The organism is Crocosphaera watsonii WH 8501 (assembly GCF_000167195.1).
Lineage (GTDB): Bacteria > Cyanobacteriota > Cyanobacteriia > Cyanobacteriales > Microcystaceae > Crocosphaera > Crocosphaera watsonii.
Genome location: NZ_AADV02000083.1, coordinates 1 through 16,387, shown reverse-complemented (window position 1 = coordinate 16,387; position 16,387 = coordinate 1). Strand labels below are relative to the sequence as shown.

At 36.6% G+C, this 16,387-nt stretch carries 11 protein-coding genes and 4 pseudogenes; 4 read left to right on the top strand and 11 right to left on the bottom strand.

The features are described from left to right. Positions 1-499: 499 nt before the first annotated feature. The 8 genes from CWATDRAFT_RS21765 to CWATDRAFT_RS21730 form a co-directional block, all read right to left on the bottom strand. The gene (locus CWATDRAFT_RS21765; protein ID WP_007307045.1) at positions 500-2,773 is read right to left on the bottom strand and encodes a chemotaxis protein CheA; all 2,274 of its coding nucleotides are present in this window, start codon (positions 2,771-2,773) and stop codon (positions 500-502) included. 167 nt (positions 2,774-2,940) lie between these two features. Next, a complete protein-coding gene (locus tag CWATDRAFT_RS21760) occupies positions 2,941-3,381 on the bottom strand; it encodes a methyl-accepting chemotaxis protein (protein ID WP_007307044.1) in 441 nt (146 codons plus the stop codon). Continuing rightward, complete coding sequence (locus CWATDRAFT_RS21755) at positions 3,359-3,775, bottom strand: GAF domain-containing protein (protein ID WP_007307043.1); 417 nt, start codon at positions 3,773-3,775, stop codon at positions 3,359-3,361. The genes CWATDRAFT_RS21760 and CWATDRAFT_RS21755 overlap by 23 nt, the downstream gene beginning before the upstream one ends. Beyond that, positions 3,775-4,686, bottom strand: coding sequence for a GAF domain-containing protein (locus tag CWATDRAFT_RS21750; protein ID WP_232287166.1), 912 nt, complete (start codon positions 4,684-4,686; stop codon positions 3,775-3,777). Before CWATDRAFT_RS21750 ends, CWATDRAFT_RS21755 begins: the two co-directional genes overlap by 1 nt. Continuing rightward, the gene (locus CWATDRAFT_RS21745; protein ID WP_007307041.1) at positions 4,656-6,050 is read right to left on the bottom strand and encodes a GAF domain-containing protein; all 1,395 of its coding nucleotides are present in this window, start codon (positions 6,048-6,050) and stop codon (positions 4,656-4,658) included. Before CWATDRAFT_RS21745 ends, CWATDRAFT_RS21750 begins: the two co-directional genes overlap by 31 nt. Positions 6,051-6,057: 7 nt before the next feature. Then, positions 6,058-6,594, bottom strand: a complete 537-nt coding sequence (locus CWATDRAFT_RS21740) for a chemotaxis protein CheW (protein WP_007307040.1) — start codon at positions 6,592-6,594, stop codon at positions 6,058-6,060. A gap of 11 nt (positions 6,595-6,605) precedes the next feature. Then, entirely contained in the window at positions 6,606-6,968 is a 363-nt protein-coding gene (locus tag CWATDRAFT_RS21735) for a response regulator transcription factor (protein ID WP_007307039.1), read from the bottom strand. Further along, positions 6,965-8,167 carry a response regulator gene (locus CWATDRAFT_RS21730; protein ID WP_007307038.1) on the bottom strand — a complete coding sequence of 401 codons (1,203 nt, stop codon included), beginning with the start codon at positions 8,165-8,167 and terminating at the stop codon, positions 6,965-6,967. Before CWATDRAFT_RS21730 ends, CWATDRAFT_RS21735 begins: the two co-directional genes overlap by 4 nt. 199 nt (positions 8,168-8,366) lie before the next feature. On the opposite strand from CWATDRAFT_RS21730, the gene CWATDRAFT_RS21725 reads away from it, so the two are divergent. The 4 genes and pseudogenes from CWATDRAFT_RS21725 to CWATDRAFT_RS21710 all read left to right on the top strand — a co-directional run. Beyond that, positions 8,367-9,368: a LysR family transcriptional regulator gene (locus tag CWATDRAFT_RS21725; RefSeq protein WP_007307046.1), complete on the top strand. Its 1,002-nt coding sequence runs from the start codon at positions 8,367-8,369 to the stop codon at positions 9,366-9,368. 372 nt (positions 9,369-9,740) lie between these two features. After that, a pseudogene (locus CWATDRAFT_RS21720) lies at positions 9,741-10,484 on the top strand (IS5 family transposase); the annotation flags it as partial. Positions 10,485-10,566: 82 nt separating this feature from the next. Further along, positions 10,567-12,192 (top strand): IS1634-like element ISCwa1 family transposase, encoded by a 1,626-nt coding sequence (locus tag CWATDRAFT_RS21715; protein WP_007305600.1) that lies wholly within the window; start codon positions 10,567-10,569, stop codon positions 12,190-12,192. A 231-nt stretch (positions 12,193-12,423) separates the two neighbouring features. Beyond that, a pseudogene (locus tag CWATDRAFT_RS21710) lies at positions 12,424-13,281 on the top strand (transposase); the annotation flags it as partial. Here CWATDRAFT_RS21710 and CWATDRAFT_RS21705 read toward each other — a convergent pair. The 3 genes and pseudogenes from CWATDRAFT_RS21705 to CWATDRAFT_RS21690 all read right to left on the bottom strand — a co-directional run. Then, complete coding sequence (locus tag CWATDRAFT_RS21705) at positions 13,241-13,858, bottom strand: hypothetical protein (protein ID WP_157134143.1); 618 nt, start codon at positions 13,856-13,858, stop codon at positions 13,241-13,243. The pseudogene CWATDRAFT_RS21710 and the gene CWATDRAFT_RS21705 overlap by 41 nt on opposite strands. 258 nt (positions 13,859-14,116) lie before the next feature. After that, positions 14,117-15,219, bottom strand: a pseudogene (locus CWATDRAFT_RS40245) (ISAzo13 family transposase). 291 nt (positions 15,220-15,510) lie between these two features. Further along, positions 15,511-16,260 (bottom strand): annotated as a pseudogene (locus CWATDRAFT_RS21690) (transposase); the annotation flags it as partial. Between the last annotated feature and the right edge of the window lie 127 nt (positions 16,261-16,387).

Sequence of the window (16,387 nt, the reverse complement as noted above, 5' to 3'; positions counted from 1 at the left end):
CTCCCTTTCCGCAATCGTGTGTAACGGTGTAAGTATTTTTAAGGAACATTGGCAACCTTAGGAAATATGCTTTAACTAATTCAGAGTGCCGAGCATGAATTTGGAAGCCTTAGGGTTCCTTGATCCACCTGGGATTTGTCCGAATTATTCGAATATGAGGACCATATCCCCAGAATTCACCATTATAGAAAGGGTTACAACCATGTCCATATAGATAAGCCGCCTAATTCCCGTATTTATCTTGACATGAAATACCCAGTGGAAGATGATTTATTTTAGATGTAACTATCCGAAATAGACCAATTGCTATTATTTAATAGAAACTAATATGGCCCAAGGGGTTGATTTTGAGCATCAACCCTGTGGGGGGGAGGACGGTGTAACCCTCCTCCCCCCCACACACACGGCAAGAATGATTATCATTATTGTTTATTCTCAATAAGCCCTCTAGTTTTTGACAATTTATAGAGCGATCGCCATGGCTGAAACCCTCTTTCAATCAGGGTTTTAACGGGCTTGTCACCCCGTGAGCAAAAGTAGTCCCCTCTCCCCTATTTGATTTAATAGAAACCGATCCTTGCCAAGCTTGAAATTGAGAACGAACCACATCTAAACCAATTCCTCGACCAGACAACTGGCTGATTTTTTCCGTAGTAGAAAACCCTGGTTCAAATAATAAATCTGCTAGTTGCTCCTCTGAAAGATTAGCAGCTTCTTCTGGGGTTAATAACTGTTTTTCAACGGCTGATTGACGAATACGCTCCCAATCTAATCCTTGTCCATCATCCCTAATTTCGATGGTAATACGATTCCCTTGATGATAAGCTTCTACTGTAATTTGTCCTGTTTCGGGTTTACCTTGTTGACGACGCTTTTCTGCTGATTCTAGACCATGATCGTAAGCATTACGAATTAGATGGAGTAGGGGTTCATACAGTTTTTCTACAAATACTTTATCAATGAGTACGTCTGAGCCGATAAGATGAAGTTGAGCCGGTTTTTGGTGAGCGGCCACCATCTGCTGCATGAGTCGAGGAAATCGATTGAATACTTTTGCTAAGGGAACCATTCGAGCTTCTAGTAAATCATCTTGCGCTTGAGATAGTAATTGTTTACGTTTTCCCCGACTAAAACGTAAAGTTTGTGCTAATCCTTCTATACTTTCAATTTGTTCTCCTAGCTGCATCATTTGTTCTGTTAAGTTTTGAAGTAGGAGATGAAGATCACTATAGACATCCATTTCTAAAACATCGAATTCTGAGTCTATATCAGTTAAGGAAGTGGAAATTATCAAGGGGTATATGTCATTTTTTTTCTTATGCTTTTTACTTCTTTTACTGCTAGGAATAAGTAGATTTTTGTCTGACCATTCACGGACTTTGTTAAGTTGTTTCTGAGAGAGTAAAAACTGTTTTAAGGTATTTTGAGTAAGATGATGAATTTGATCTGATTGTAAGCTTTGTTGATTTTCGCTGATCAGTAATTCCCCAATGGTATGACTAAGGCGATCCAGTTGTTTTACCGCTACTCTGATACTAGGAAGTGATTGTGTTGATTGTTTTTTAGGCTGAAATTTTTGTTGGTTATTTTCTGATGAAATATTTGGCTCTTTCTTGACAAATGTTTCTTTATGTGTTGTACAAATTAATTGTAAAACTCTTTCTATTGGGGAAGCATTTAATGATAAATTTTGGTTAACTTTTTGTTTTATTTCTCTAATATAAGAGGATTCTTCTTCTTCCTCTTTTTCTTGTTCTCCTGAAACAATCAAAGAATTATCTTCAACAGAATCATCAACAATATTTAATAACTCTTCCGTCAAGTTACTGTGAGAATTATTGACAGTATTATTATCTTGTTCTCCTGAAACAATCAAAGAATTATCTTCAACAGAATCATCAACAATATTTAATAACTCTTCCATCAAGTTACTGTGAGAATTATTGACAGTATTATTATCTTGTTCTTCGGAAACAATCAAAGAATTTTCAGCAGAAGATTCAGCCCAATAACGTAATTGATCACAGAGACTACCCCCTTGATTACGCTCACCATCCAAGACAGCAGTATAAGCTTGTTGAAAATTTTCTAGAGCTATTTGGGCAATGGTGAGAACATGATCCTTATGGTATTCAATTGCTGCTTTAGTTGCCTGAGCTATTTCCACTAATCCTGGAAGATCGTAAGACATCCCTAACTCTTGGAAAAAATCAGCCTTACTATTAAGAATGGGATAAACTTGTTGTGGATCTTGAGTAGCGATCGCAGTTTCTAATTGTTGTAAATCTTGAGGAACACTATCAGCAAAAATCAAGCCAACAACATCAAAACCTAATTCTTCAGAAGTGGGTAAAGGAGCTTCACGACCGAAGAAATCACCCAATTTAGTTTGTAGTTTAGCAAAAACCTCCGCCGTGCGATCCAATATTTCCTGTTCATCATAGGGTATATTGGACAAAATCCCATTTAAGGGGACTTTCAGGCAATCGTAACCTTCAAGTAGCAGAAAAGAAAGTTCAGAATCAATTTCTAATTCAGGAGCATATAAAGCCTGAAATACATCCTCTAAATGGTGAGCAATAGTTTCGAGGGTTTTGAGTTCATAATTAGCAGCACTTCCTTTTATAGTATGTGCGCTTCTCATTAAAGTATGAACTTTGTCGACCGTTTTTTCCTCGAGTAACTCCAGCAGATTCTGTTCAATGGTTGCCAGAAGTTCTGATGATTCATCAAGTAAATATTGTTCTATGGAATCAAGGGGTTCGATAGTCATAAGAAATTGGTGTAAAGATTACATTTTCTAGTAGGGAGAGCAGGGGGAGCAGGGGGAGCAGGGGGAGACGGGGAGATGGGGGAGCAGAATATTAATATTGCTTCTATATAGTCTTCTCACACTTCCCACCCTTCCCACACTCCCTACCTAAACTGACTCTCGATTAATTAATCCACTTTAAACTGACGGATATTGGTTTGTAAGTCATTAGAGGTTTCTTCTAGTTCCTTAAAGGAATCAGAAATCTGAGCGGTTTCGTGAGAAGTTTCCTTAGAGATGGCCGAAACATTAGCCATCACTTGAGTAACAATTTGGAACTGCTGAGTTTGATTAACAGAGGTTTGACTAATTTCAGCCACCAACTCTTTAATGTTATTGGTCGCACTAACAACCGCACTGAGACTTTGCTGTGTCTCTCTGACAAGATTGGTTCCATTAACCACCTGAGCGAGTCCAATTTCCATCGCTTCGGTTACCTCACTGGTTCCTGTACAAATTTCATCCACTAAACGACTGATTTCCGTCGTCGCATTAGCTGACTGATGGGCAAGAGAACGAACTTCATCAGCAACCACACTAAACCCTTTACCACTGACGAGGGCGATCATTTTGAAAAATGCCTAACAGTCCCCAAAGTTTTTCCCCGTTAAAGATAGGAACCAATAGATAAGCTTTGGTTTGACTTTGTTCGAGAAGAGATAAGGGTAAATCATTCTCTTGAGTTTGATAAATATCGTTAACTTGTAAGCTTTCCCGACGAAGATAACGCCCACCTTGGGTTTCTTGAATCGCACTATCTTTAACTTGAGATAATTCTGTCCCAACTAATTTTGGCCAGTTAGCAGCAACAGATTCAATAATAAATTTTCCTGACCAATCAGAAGCAAAGCGATAAATAGCAACCCGATCCACTTTAAGAACTTGTTGTAATTCTTTGATGGCAAATTGCATCAATTTTTTGGAGTTGTTATTTTGCTGAATTAACTCAGCAAAACGACCCATCAAACGAGATGAGACTGTACAATAGAACTTTCCCGTTGAGAACGTTCTTTTAACTGATTATTATTGCTTTGAATTTTCTCGATCAGTTCTGCTTGTTCAATGGCAATTCCTAGTGGAGGGGCAATTTTCAGCATCAAATTCAGTTCACTACTTTTCCATTTTCGTGTCCCAGAATTCTGATAAACAGCAAATAATCCCCAAAGTTGATTATTTTGGAAAATAGGAACAATCATATAAGCTTTGGCCTGATATTTTTCCAGGGAGCGCAGATAACAAGAAGAAAACCCTGCATTATAGATATCATTGACTACATGAAATTTTTTGCCTCGAGTGTAGTCTCCCCCCTGAGTGTTAATGAAATAGGTATCTTGATCCAAAGCGGAACCTGCTTGCATATTTTTCAAGGTACATTGCTCATGGGCGTTCATTTCTTTGCTAAATAGGGTTGGATCTGTTTCCTGAATTTCCATAACAGATACCCATTCTGCTCCGGCAGACTCAGCGAGAACTTCCCCTGTCCAATCAGCATTAAAATGATAAACTACAGCACGATCCACTTCCAGCAAGTTGCGAATTTCTTGAGTCGCACTACGGAAAAGGTCCTTAACGTTCAGGGAACCATTAATCCGTTGCACAATATTAGCGATCGCTTCTTCTTGTTGTGCTTGAGTTTGCAACTCATCTAAATACTGTTTTTGTTGAATGACACTACTAATTTGTAGAACCATTCGTTGCAGAAATTCCAAATCATCTTCTTTCCAAAGACGAGTGTTTGATTGATAAAGATTGATGATCCCCCAAAGTTTCCGATCGACAAAAATCGGCATTCTGACGAAAGCTTTAATATCTAATCTTTCTAAGACTTCCATCAGACGTGGTTCTAACCCTGATTCCCTGAGATCATTAACAATACAAGCTTGACCATTTTTATAGTTTCCCCCTTGACTATTTTGTAGATGCCGATCTGTAAACCCAGTTGTCTGAGTAGCTCAATCTCTTCTTTTTGCCATTTACGACAACCAGAATTTTGATAAACACCCAATAACCCCCAAAGCTTTTTATCTCCTGCCATATCCCCAATAAAAATGGGAGCGATGGCATAAGCTCTGGCTTCAAATTGTTCGAGTAAGGCAATATGACAAGCTTGATGTCCCACTGCATAAATATCATCCACGGCAAAACATTCACCGTGTTTATAACGCCCCCCTTGATTTTCTTGCAGGAAGGTATCTTTAACCACTAACATAGTGTCGATAAGCTTTGTCCAGCCGGGACTCACAGATTCAGCAATAAATTTACCCCCCCAATCTTCATCAAAGCGATAAACTGCTAGGCGATCGGCTTGCAGTAATTTTCTGCCTTCATAAGTGGCAATTTGGAAAATTCGCTCATCTTCTTTAGCATTACGAATCTGCTGCAGCATTTTCCCTAAAGCTCGTTCTTGCTTAACGGCCTTTTCTCGTTGTTGTTGTTGAAATTGACTATTACGAATAAAGGCGGTTTGTTCTAGGGGAATCCGAAATTGAGCAGCCGCATTAAGCATCAGTCTCAATTCTGATTCTTGCCAATTACGAGGATTGGCGTTTTGATATGCGCCTAAAACTCCCAACAGTTGGTCATTGTATTTGATGGGGATCACAATATAAGCTTTGGCTTCCAAGGCTTGAAGAGCTTCCACCAAGCAAAGGGGAAAACTCTTAGTAGAAATATCATTGACCACATAATAAGGTTTGCAGTTTGCTTCAGTTAAACTGTAATCGAGATCAAAAGAAGTTCCGGCTCTTGACCAACGAGTATCTACTGACTCAGCCAAAACTTGACCACTGCCATCTCCATTAAAAGCATAGACTAACACGCGATCGGCTTGCAGAGATTGGCGAATTTGATTTAGTCCCTCAAGCATTCTCTGTTGCGCTTGTTGGTTAATATTATTCAACCAATTAGCACTGTTGAGTTCAAAGTCAACAACAGAAAAAGAACTAACTTCTCTGTAGTTGGCTTCTAAGGTAGCTAAATGAGGAGCGTGATCTTGTTTATCTTCCTTGTGGTCAAAATTTTCTCCATTCATGGTTAATTCTTCAGATTTTTCCATCTTATTGTGATCATGCTCATTTTGCTCTTCTTCAAGTTTTCCCTGGAAAAGTTCCTTATCTTGAGCGGGGTTATTGTGTTTTTCTTCGAGTTGTTCCTCGAGAAGCAATTTATCTTGATGATGACCATTTTGTTCTTCTTCAGGTTTTTGATGAGAAGAATCGAAAATCCAATTTAATACCATGTTTGTTTTAATCCTTATTTATTAAAAATGAGTCAATTGTTTGCATAATCGAATTAATATCTAGTACGAACCAAGTCTTCCCTTGAGGGTTAAGAAAATAACCCTGAGCTAAAGCAGAAAATTCCTGGGAAAACATTCCTTCTCCAATGGGTAAACACTGTTGAGGGTTAAATATTTCAACGGTCTTAATTTCTTCGATCAATAACCCAATGGTTTCCTCTTTCCAGGGAAGCAATAAAGCCATCCCAGCCTCAGCAATGGGTTCTCTTTGACACCAGTGAGGAGCTCCCCATAAACTGCCTAAATCTACGATCCAGGTTGCTTTACCTCGCCAATTAATAATGCCTAATAAGAATCGAGGCACCTCCGGTACGGGTAAGATAGTTGGGACTGCCAGGGGGCAAACCTCTTGTAATTCCCCCAAAGGAATTAAGCCATCGGTGGTGGAATTGAGGGGAAACCGTAAAAACTTCTCACCCTCTTCCGGTTGACTCGATTGGTGATTAATATCAAATATCGAAACAGTTTCAGCTACTTGTACCACCTTATTTCTCCTTAGCCAATTAATTGATTAATGGTTTGCTGAAACGCTTCTTCGTTGACAGGTTTTGTTAGGTAAGCATCAGCCCCACTCATATTGGCCCAGGTTTTATCGATCTCCTTATCCTTGGTTGAACAAATCACCACAGGAATTTTTTCGGTGAGAGGATCGGCTTTCAGTTTGCGACAGAGTTCAAAGCCACTTTCTCCCGGTAAAATAACATCTAAAACAATTAGACTGGGTTTTTCCTGTTTAAGTCTTAGTTCCGCTTCCTCTCCGCTAGTTACTCCTAAGACGGATAGCCCTTGTTTTTTTAAGTAACGGGTCAACTTTTCAGCTTCGACTTGACTATCTTCAACTAAAAGAATATGACTCATGTTGATTCCTTTTGGGTAGATTGTGTTAAATGTTTATTCAATACTTTGAGCAATTCTGGCATTTTGATGGGTTTAGATAAAAAGTCATTAGATCCAACCATTTTGGCTCTCATGCGATCAACTAAACCATCTTTTCCTGTTAAAATGACCACCGGTACATTTTTCAGGCTTGGGGTTTTTCGTAGTTGGGTACAAAGCTCATACCCATTGGTTATGGGCATCACTAAGTCCAAAAAAATTAGATCGGGTTTGGTTTTTAAAAAGGAGGGAATTGCTTTTAGAGGCTCTTGAATGCCAACAAAACCAAAACCTTGTTCGCTGATTATTTTCTCTAAAGCGCGACAAACTCCAAGACTATCATCCACACAAGCAATTAAGGTTTTCTGATTGTCAGCCACCCCTAAATGGGAAATATCACTGTTCTGATGAATGGGTATTTTAGAAAAAGGGATTTTAGAAAAGCTGATGGCTTTTAGCTTTGTTAAGGGAAGCAGACAGAGCATCACGCTAACGATATCTAAACCCGTTTTCAGGGCTAAAATTCGCACATTTTGGCTACCGTCAATAAGAGAAATGATTGACAACTGACTCTCAGACAAATTCTCCTGGGAAATGAGTTCTGGTTGCTTAATCAGAAGAAAGAGATTAGGAGAATAACCTGCTAAATTCTGATTTTGCCATTTTTGCCAAGTTTTTAGGCTTTGTTTAAGGTTTGGCATTACCTCAATCATGGGTAAGAGCGAGGTATGCTTGTTACTCGAATCATCAGGGATAATTTCGTAGGACAAGCAATTGCGGTTTATGTGATTAGATTGGATTAAATCAAAGAAAATTTCTTGAGTAACACTTAACATCGATTCAGTTAACTGTTGCCGTTGAAGCAAACCTTGATCTAGGAGTTGAACTAAGATATGGCATCGGTCATATTGATTGTCTATTGAAGTGATCTCGTGTAACTGAGAACCTTGCAACTCAGGGACAAAGGAGGCTAAATGTCTTTGCCATCGTTCTTGCGAATTCACTCCACCATCTGACCAACTTAAACGCCCTAGACGCAACCATAAGACCCAGTTTGGACAATTTCCTATGGTTATCTGCAAGCTCCCACTAAATTTAGTAGTTGTGAGTTCTTGTAACTGAATCAACAACTCTTTCAATCCTACGTTGGTCTGTTTTACAGTTTTTTCAACCTCTAACATAATTGAGCGTTGGTTTAGCTTGGTGTGTAACCTTAATATTTCTTAATACAGTGAAGTGGGTGGGCTTTGTTTTCAGTGTCCTGTAAATTGATCCCCGTGTTGTGCTACTGTCATCATAAGTAGGAGTTATCGTAAAACAGTGAAGCATAATGAAAAAACTGCCTAGTGATAACTCATAAAATCCTTGTGTGGTAAACTTATGTCGGATATTCCTTTCACTTTAGATCAATTGCGTATTCTCAAGGCGATCGCTGCTGAGGGAAGTTTTAAACGGGCAGCCGATACCTTATATGTGTCTCAACCTGCTGTTAGTCTGCAAGTACAAAATTTAGAAAAACAGTTAAACGTACCTTTATTCGATCGCGGTGGACGTAAAGCACAGTTAACCGAAGCTGGTCATTTATTATTATCCTACGGGGAAAAAATTATTACCCTCTGTCAAGAAACCTGTAGGGCGATCGAAGATTTACAAAATCTTCAGGGAGGGACTTTAATTGTGGGTGCGTCTCAAACCACAGGAACCTATCTCTTACCCCGTATGATTGGTTTATTTCGCCAAAAATACCCCGATGTAGCTGTACAATTACAGGTTCATTCTACTCGACGCACTTCTTGGGGGGTGGCCAATGGACAAGTTGATCTCGCTATTATTGGGGGAGAAGTCCCTGGAGAATTACAAGATACTCTGAAAATTATTCCCTATGCTGAAGATGAACTAGCTTTGATTTTACCCATTGATCACCCTTTGGCTCAAGTAGAAAAGGTTCAAAAAGAGGATTTATATCGTCTTAATTTCATTAGTTTAGATGCTCAATCAACTATTCGTAAGGTGATTGATAAGGTTCTTACACGGTGTGATATCGATACCAAACGCTTAACTATTGAAATGGAATTAAATTCTATTGAAGCGATTAAAAATGCTGTTCAAGCTGGTTTAGGGGCTGCTTTCGTTTCTATTACTGCCATCGAAAAAGAAGTAAAAATGGGAGAGGTTTATGTTGCTGCTCTTGAAGAAATTCAGGTAAAGAGAACTTTATCGGTTATTATTAATCCTAATCGTTATCGTTCCAAAGCAGCAGAAGCATTTATTCAAGAAGTATTACCAGAGTTTTCTACTTATCCTCAAGAATTATCCTTAGATCATTTTTCCTCATCCCCTAACGTTCTTAAGGAGGTGGTTAATGATGTTGCTAAAGCTTAACTAAAATCTACGTGCGTGTAAAGGAGATAATTCATGGGATTTATCTACTTATCATGGAAAGACTTTATAGTTGTTTTTCCTCATAGGAATTAGTGCAGTTAGCTATACTGCAACTCTCTATCTATTCTTAGGGGTTATGAGTGTATGGCTAATTAAAATAGCCTGGCCACGAAATATAAACAGTATTAGAGAAACAGCCTTAGCTATTTTCAAATTCTTGATATAGTTATTAATTAGGGTTTGCTGAATAAAAGCAAAACCCTATTCTTTAAAAGGTTACACCCATATTCGCGATCGCAAAAAAGATCAGCTTTGTCGGCTACAAACCGCTATAATTGGTAGAAACACCTCCCAGTTGTTGCTCAAGAACAAATGTATCGAAAAGAGGAGCAACCTTTACCGCCCCCAGAAAAATTTGAATTACCTTTCGAGGGCAAATTGTCCCCCAATAATCGTTGGGTAATCATGGCAGAGTTGATACCTTGGGATGATTTTGAGGAAGAATATGCTAAACTTTTTTCAGCAGAAAAAGGTGCGCCAGCCAAACTATTTAGAATGGCATTAGGGACATTAATTATTAAGGAAAAATTAGGAACAAGTGATAGAGAAACTATAGAACAGATTAGAGAAAATCCCTATCTACAATACTTTATAGGTTTAAATTGTTATCAACAAGAGCCACCACTGGAATCTTCAATGCTAGTTCATTTTAGGAAAAGAATTGATGGAGAATTGATAAACAAAATCAATAAAAAAATAGTAAAAAGAGAAATAGACAAGAGTGATAAAGAAGTAAAAAAAAAGGATTGTCTCCAAGAAAAAGGAGAAAAAATAAAAAATAAAGGTAAACTAATTTTAGATGCGACTTGTGCGCCAGCAGACATCAAATACCCAACGGATTTAGGCATATTAAATCAAGCCAGAATTGAGACAGAAAGAATAATAGATAATCTTTATAAACCATTAAGAGTAAAATTGAGAAAAAAGCCGAGAACTTCTAGAAGAATTGCTAGAAAGGAATACTTAAAAGTAGCTAAAAAACGAAAATTATCTTATCAACCCAGATTCCGCACTTCAAAAAGTAGCATTAAATACTACAAGCCTGGGTTTAATAATTAAGTATAATTGCTTAAGCTCTTGAAGACAAAAAAGTGGGATAATTGCTTAAGTTGTTTCCTCTGTAAAAAAAGAGCGAAAAATGTCTTATTTAGAAGAAATACAAGTTAAAAATTTAGACCATTTAGGGATAGTAGCTGGTTTAATTGATGAAATAGGAATAGTCAAAATAATTAATAATAAATTAGGAATAGATGTTAGAGAAAAAATCTCAGCAGGTACAGTAGTTAAGTCTATTTTAATCAATGGACTAGGATTTGTTTCAAGACCTCTATATTTATTCAGTCAGTTTTTTCAAGATAAAGCCATTGAGAAATTGTTAGGAGAAAGAATTAAACCTGATTACCTTAATGATGATAAAATTGGGAGAGTAATGGATGAATTATATAAATATGGACTAAATGATATTTTTATTGAAGTAGTTTTAGAAGTAATTAAAAAATTTGAAATAGATCTTAAATACTCCCATTTAGATTCCACATCATTTCATTTAGATGGAGAATATAAAAGGGAAGAAGATAAAGAGAAACAGGAAGAAGAAAAAATTATTAAAGAAAGACCAATTTTTATTAAGAAAGGATATTCTCGGGATCATAGACCAGACTTAAAACAATGTGTCTTGGATTTAATAACAAGCCAAGATGGAGATATTCCATTATTTGTGAGAGTAGGAGATGGAAATGAATCTGATAAAGCTGTATTTGGAAAAGTTTTAGTAGAATTCAAAAAGCAAATAAAGTTTGATAGTATCATGGTTTGTGATAGTGCTTTATATGGTCAAGAAAATCTCCAACTAATCCAACATTTAAAATGGATAACGAGAGTTCCAATGACCATAAAAAAAGCAAAAGAATTAGTGCAAAATATAGAGGTGGAAGAAGTAAAAGATGAAGATAAAGAAAAAAGAAGTGACCTAAATTTAGAAAGTTATACCTGGAAAGAAGAAATTGTTACTTATGGTGGAATCAAGCAAACTTGGTTAATAGTCTTGAGTGAAAAAAGACAGAAAAGTGATTTGGAAAAACTAGAAAAACAACTTTCCCAAGAAGAGAAGAAATCCCAAAAATTTCTTAAAGAAATACAATCTGAAGAATTTGAACATCCTCAAGCTGCTCGATATAAATTAAAGGCTATTAATAAAAAATTGAGATTGTTGGAAATAAAAGAAGTTGAACTGACTGAAACTTACTCGAAAAAAAAGGAAAAGATTTATAAAATGATTAGTCTGATCATCAAAAAAGATGAAGAGATAAGTAGAAAGACTAAAGAAGCAGGAAAATTTATTTTAGCAACTAACTTAGTAGAGGAAAATAAATTAGAAGCTAGTGAAATTCTGATAACTTATAAAAACCAGCAATCTACGGAAAGAGGATTTCGATTTTTGAAAGATCCCTTATTTTTTACTGATAGTTTCTTCGTTGAAAAACCAGAAAGAATAGAAACAATGTTATTTTTAATGTCTTTGTGTTTGTTGATTTATAACTTGGGGCAAAGAGAATTAAGAAATTGTTTAAAAAGAGTCAAAAAAGGAATAAATAATCAAGTAGGGAAAGTAACATTGCGTCCGACTTTGAGGTGGATATTTCAATGTTTTCAAGGTATTCATTATGTGATTTTAAACGGAGTTAAACAAATTGTCAATTTAACAGAAGAAAGGCGTTTTATATTGAGTTTATTACCTGCATCTTGTCAAAGATATTATCTATAAATTGAATTGGATAAAGCAAAAATAATAAAAGAATAAGAGTCTAATGATATCAAATGAGAAGAGGAAACTCTCCTTCGTTTGTGCTGAGTCTTGCTAAGTTTTCAATGAGTATAAATCTTCTTAATTTGATTATTTTTCCTAAAAATTTAATGAAAAGAGAAATATTCTTGCCCAGGTATGATTTTCGGACTTTTTAAAACTATGTATTTTTTTATACTACATTTTGAAGTGCGGAATCTGGGTTATCAAGAAAGAAGAAAAGCTATCGGGAAACAGTTAAAATACCTTAAGAAAAATTTAGGAAATATAGAAGACTTAATTCAAGCTGGGGCTTCCCTGGAAAATCTGAGTAAAAGACAGAAAAATTGTCTAGAGACTATCAAAAAAGTTTATGAACAACAACAGTCAATGTGGGAGAATAAGACCCAGAGTGTTCCTCAAAGAATTGTAAGTTTAACTCAACCGCATATTCGTCCAATAGTGAGGGGAAAAGTAGGAAAACCAATAGAGTTTGGAGCTAAACTCTCAGTAAGCTGTGTAGATAACTATGTGTTTCTAGACAAAATAAGTTGGGAAAACTTCAATAAATCTTGTCATTTAAAAGAACAAGTAGAAAAGTATAAAGAAACGTTTGGCTATTATCCCGAATCCGTCCATGTAGATAAAATTTATCGAACTAGGGAAAACAGAAATTGGTGTAAGGAAAGAGGGATAAGAATCAGTGGTCCGAAGTTAGGAAGACCTCCGAAAAATGTCAGTGAAGAAGAAAAGAAACAAGCCCACTCCGATGAATGCTTCCGTAATGCTATTGAGGGAAAGTTTGGACAAGCTAAACGAAGATTTAGCCTAAATCTCGTGATGACAAAACTCCCTGAAACCTCCATTACATCCATTGCTATTACATTTTTAGTTGTCAATCTTTCTAAACTTCTGAGGCAGTTTTTGTCGCTTTTTTTGTCCTTATTTACTAACAATAGAACAGGGGAACTCATCAAACCGCCTTTCATTAATTTTGATTATACTTTAAACAATTTTTATGTACTAAAACTTATTGATTTGTCAGAAAATTCTTGGTCAAAAGTGGCATAAATTTTGGAGAAACTTTTTCAGCAAACCCTAAAATAGAGATTATTGTGTTCTGATATGTTGTGTTTATTGCTTGGTTTCGAGCGTTATTATAATATTCATCGAGTTGCTTCCATTCTTTTTGAATTTCCTCTCTATCGCTACTATGTTCTATAATTCGTTTCAAAATTTTATCAATCAAATTAATATCCTCAGTCTTTTCAAGAATAGAATTGATTGAATCAAAGTTATTTAGGTCATCTTCAAGTAGTAGTGAGAGAAAACTAAACAGTAAATTACGTTCAACTTTCTCTACACTGTTGTCGTGAGCTAACTGATATAATTTTTCTCTTAACCCTTCACCTTCGTCGCTGAAAGAACGGTCTAATCCTTGACTTTCTTCTTCATTAGAAACTCTGATTTTTCCATCGAACTTACCAGTAAGGACCCGATATATAATACCAACTACTCCCCCACTAATCAACCAAAAGACAAAGCTTAAACCCGTTGTCATAGTAGCAATACAAAGAAATACCCAAAACTGCTCCCGAAGCTGTTCCAAACTCGCCTCGATTAGTGTGAAATCTCTAATCGCTAACAAAAGGCCTAACTTTGGATAGGACTCTAATCCAGGATACCAAGGTGATTTCCAAGAAAAAGTTTCCCACCCATTCTCAGAATCTGTTTGTAGAACATCTCAAATAAGCGAAAAGGGAAAAATAAAAAGTTGTTCGCGGATACTTTCCGCGAACAAAAACCTCCCTATCTAAAAGAAAGAAATACGCTAACTTTTAAATTAGCTTTGACTATTTTTAAAAAGGAAATTCACTTAATTTTACACTCTTATTAACTTTTTAGACTAACTGGGTCTAATCAAAATATCCCATTTAGGTAAGTGAGGATTACGTTCTAAACGTTTCTCAATTTCCTTCATCTCTTTTTTCGTTAAAGAAATGCCTTTTTGATAAACTTTTTTACTTAACTTAACTATCGGATTTAAGCCTTTCCATGTCATAGTTTTTACCCAAGCTAACATCGTTTGAGCATTTCTCAGAAGTGTTCCTTTCCAATGCCTCTCTAAAATTCCCCAACATCTTTCTATGGGATTATATTTACTGTGATAAGGAGGAAAATATAGTAATTGAATAGATTTCTTAGTTTGGTCGGCAAACTCTACCATTCTCTTCAAAAATTGCCTTCTTATTCCACTATTTTCTGGTCCATTATCAACTTTAATTTGGATGTTCTCTAGTTGCTGCTTTTCAGTTATACTCAGACTTGTCCACCATTGCTCCAAGTTATCTACCATGAAATCACTCGTTTTATAAGAACTTCCAAAAGTTACATAAAGTTGCCCTGTATCTTCATCTACAATCCCACAAGGAACGTATTTTTCTTTAGTTCCCATATCATGATCTTGAGCTTGATTATAACCTCTGGTTTGTCCGCCACGTGAATATTCTCCTATTTCCACAGTTGCTTTACAATCCATACTTAAACGTTTCACAGAAGGGTCTTTTTTTCTATCTTTTTTCTCTATATTCTCGAAGATAGCGTCCGTCTCCGAGATTTTTTTTTAGGTTTAGCTTTTACCACTTTTCTTAATCGATAGCCCAAACGATTTAAAATATCTGCCATTGTCGAAGCAGCAGGAACCTCCTCTCCATTATATCCTAGATTTCTTAATTGTTTAATGGCTTCAGCCGCCGTTAATCTTGTATAGGCAATGGGGTTATTAAATGTGGGGTTTTGTTGTGCGTGAGCTTCGGCTATTTCTTTCAATGATTGGGCAACTATTGGGTATCTTTCCTCCCATTTTTTACATCCACTATTGACTGATTGTAATCCTAAACACACTATCCCAGTTCGTTTTTCATGTAATCCAAGTTGAACATTTTTTCTCCCCCAACCAAACACGATTTCGGTTTGTCTGGCACTTCCTCCACAATACTTGAGACACATTTCAGCTTGAAATGAACGACGCTCTGCTCCCGTCATTTTTGAGGCTGCTAAACGTAAATCATCGACCATCGACGGGGTTAAGGGATTATTTGTCTGTTTTAGCTTCAATTTACTCTCTCTAATCTTTTTACCTCTTCATTTTAATCTATTTCTTCTGTTTTTTCAGACAAGCCAATTATGAAATTTTAAAGTTGTGTACCAAGATCCGCTAACTCTCTGTTCCTTTTATTTCTTGAAAGCCTTTAGTCCAAGCGATTACCCCCTATGGGAAAAGCTTTCTCGGAAATCACCATAACACTGATAACAATCAACTAAACTTAACTCATCGCGCCGAGAACCAATAACAATAAGCCACATAGGTTTCCAAATACTATTTCTTTCTTGATCTCTGACAACAATCTGGAGTAAAGTAAAGGGGTGATTGTTCATTTTATAGTTTTTAGTTCCTCTCATTAACATCTGTTTCCATCCCGAAATAGTCACTGTTAATTGACGACCTTTTTTCGTTGTAAAGGGAACATGATGAACTTCATCAGGTTCAGTCCAAGTTTGGTCATCTTTAAGGTCAAATTTATCCCCATACCAACGGGGATGTCCCGAAGTTTTGGCTTGATTTGGGTCCCGAATAAATTGACGATAAAAAACTCGGTCACTTCTAACTCTTGTAATAGTAACTAGGTCTTCATGCTTAACTTGTTCCCCAATAAAATCCTTTTGGCTGTAGTCACTATCAGCCACTAAGACAGATAATTTATCAGAAAATAAAGAACTTTGCCAGATTTTTTTTAGTTGTTGATTGCCTTGATTTACTCCTTTATGTTTAGAGGGGACTCGCTCTCCTGATAAGGGGACAGCCCAAGGGACTTTCTCTGTGTCTATTTGGTCAGGTAAAGCGCAGACAACGGAATAACAATGTCCAATATTAATGGGTTTATTTCCCTTAATTGGATTGGGGTAATGAATAAAGGTTTTATCCGCTAACGTTTCGGCAAACGGTCGTGGACAGGGAGTTGTGTCAATACCAAATAAGTTATAATGCTCACGGGGTGACAAGTAGGTTGAAAAGTAAGTCCAGAGCGGTTTTTCTCTGTTACCCGACCCTAAACAATTGTCGGCAACCAGAGAGCTTATTGAGAATGAACGATAATGATAGTCATTTGCAAATGGG

Bases quoted from the DNA above. Each gene is read 5' to 3' on its own strand.
- CWATDRAFT_RS21760 (WP_007307044.1), bottom strand. From the start codon at position 3,381: ATGATCGCCCTCGTCAGTGGTAAAGGGTTTAGTGTGGTTGCTGATGAA.
- CWATDRAFT_RS21730 (WP_007307038.1), bottom strand. From the start codon at position 8,167: ATGTTAGAGGTTGAAAAAACTGTAAAACAGACCAACGTAGGATTGAAA.
- CWATDRAFT_RS21765 (WP_007307045.1), bottom strand. From the start codon at position 2,773: ATGACTATCGAACCCCTTGATTCCATAGAACAATATTTACTTGATGAA.
- CWATDRAFT_RS21725 (WP_007307046.1), top strand. From the start codon at position 8,367: ATGTCGGATATTCCTTTCACTTTAGATCAATTGCGTATTCTCAAGGCG.
- CWATDRAFT_RS21755 (WP_007307043.1), bottom strand. From the start codon at position 3,775: ATGGGTCGTTTTGCTGAGTTAATTCAGCAAAATAACAACTCCAAAAAA.
- CWATDRAFT_RS21715 (WP_007305600.1), top strand. From the start codon at position 10,567: ATGTCTTATTTAGAAGAAATACAAGTTAAAAATTTAGACCATTTAGGG.
- CWATDRAFT_RS21745 (WP_007307041.1), bottom strand. From the start codon at position 6,050: ATGGTATTAAATTGGATTTTCGATTCTTCTCATCAAAAACCTGAAGAA.
- CWATDRAFT_RS21735 (WP_007307039.1), bottom strand. From the start codon at position 6,968: ATGAGTCATATTCTTTTAGTTGAAGATAGTCAAGTCGAAGCTGAAAAG.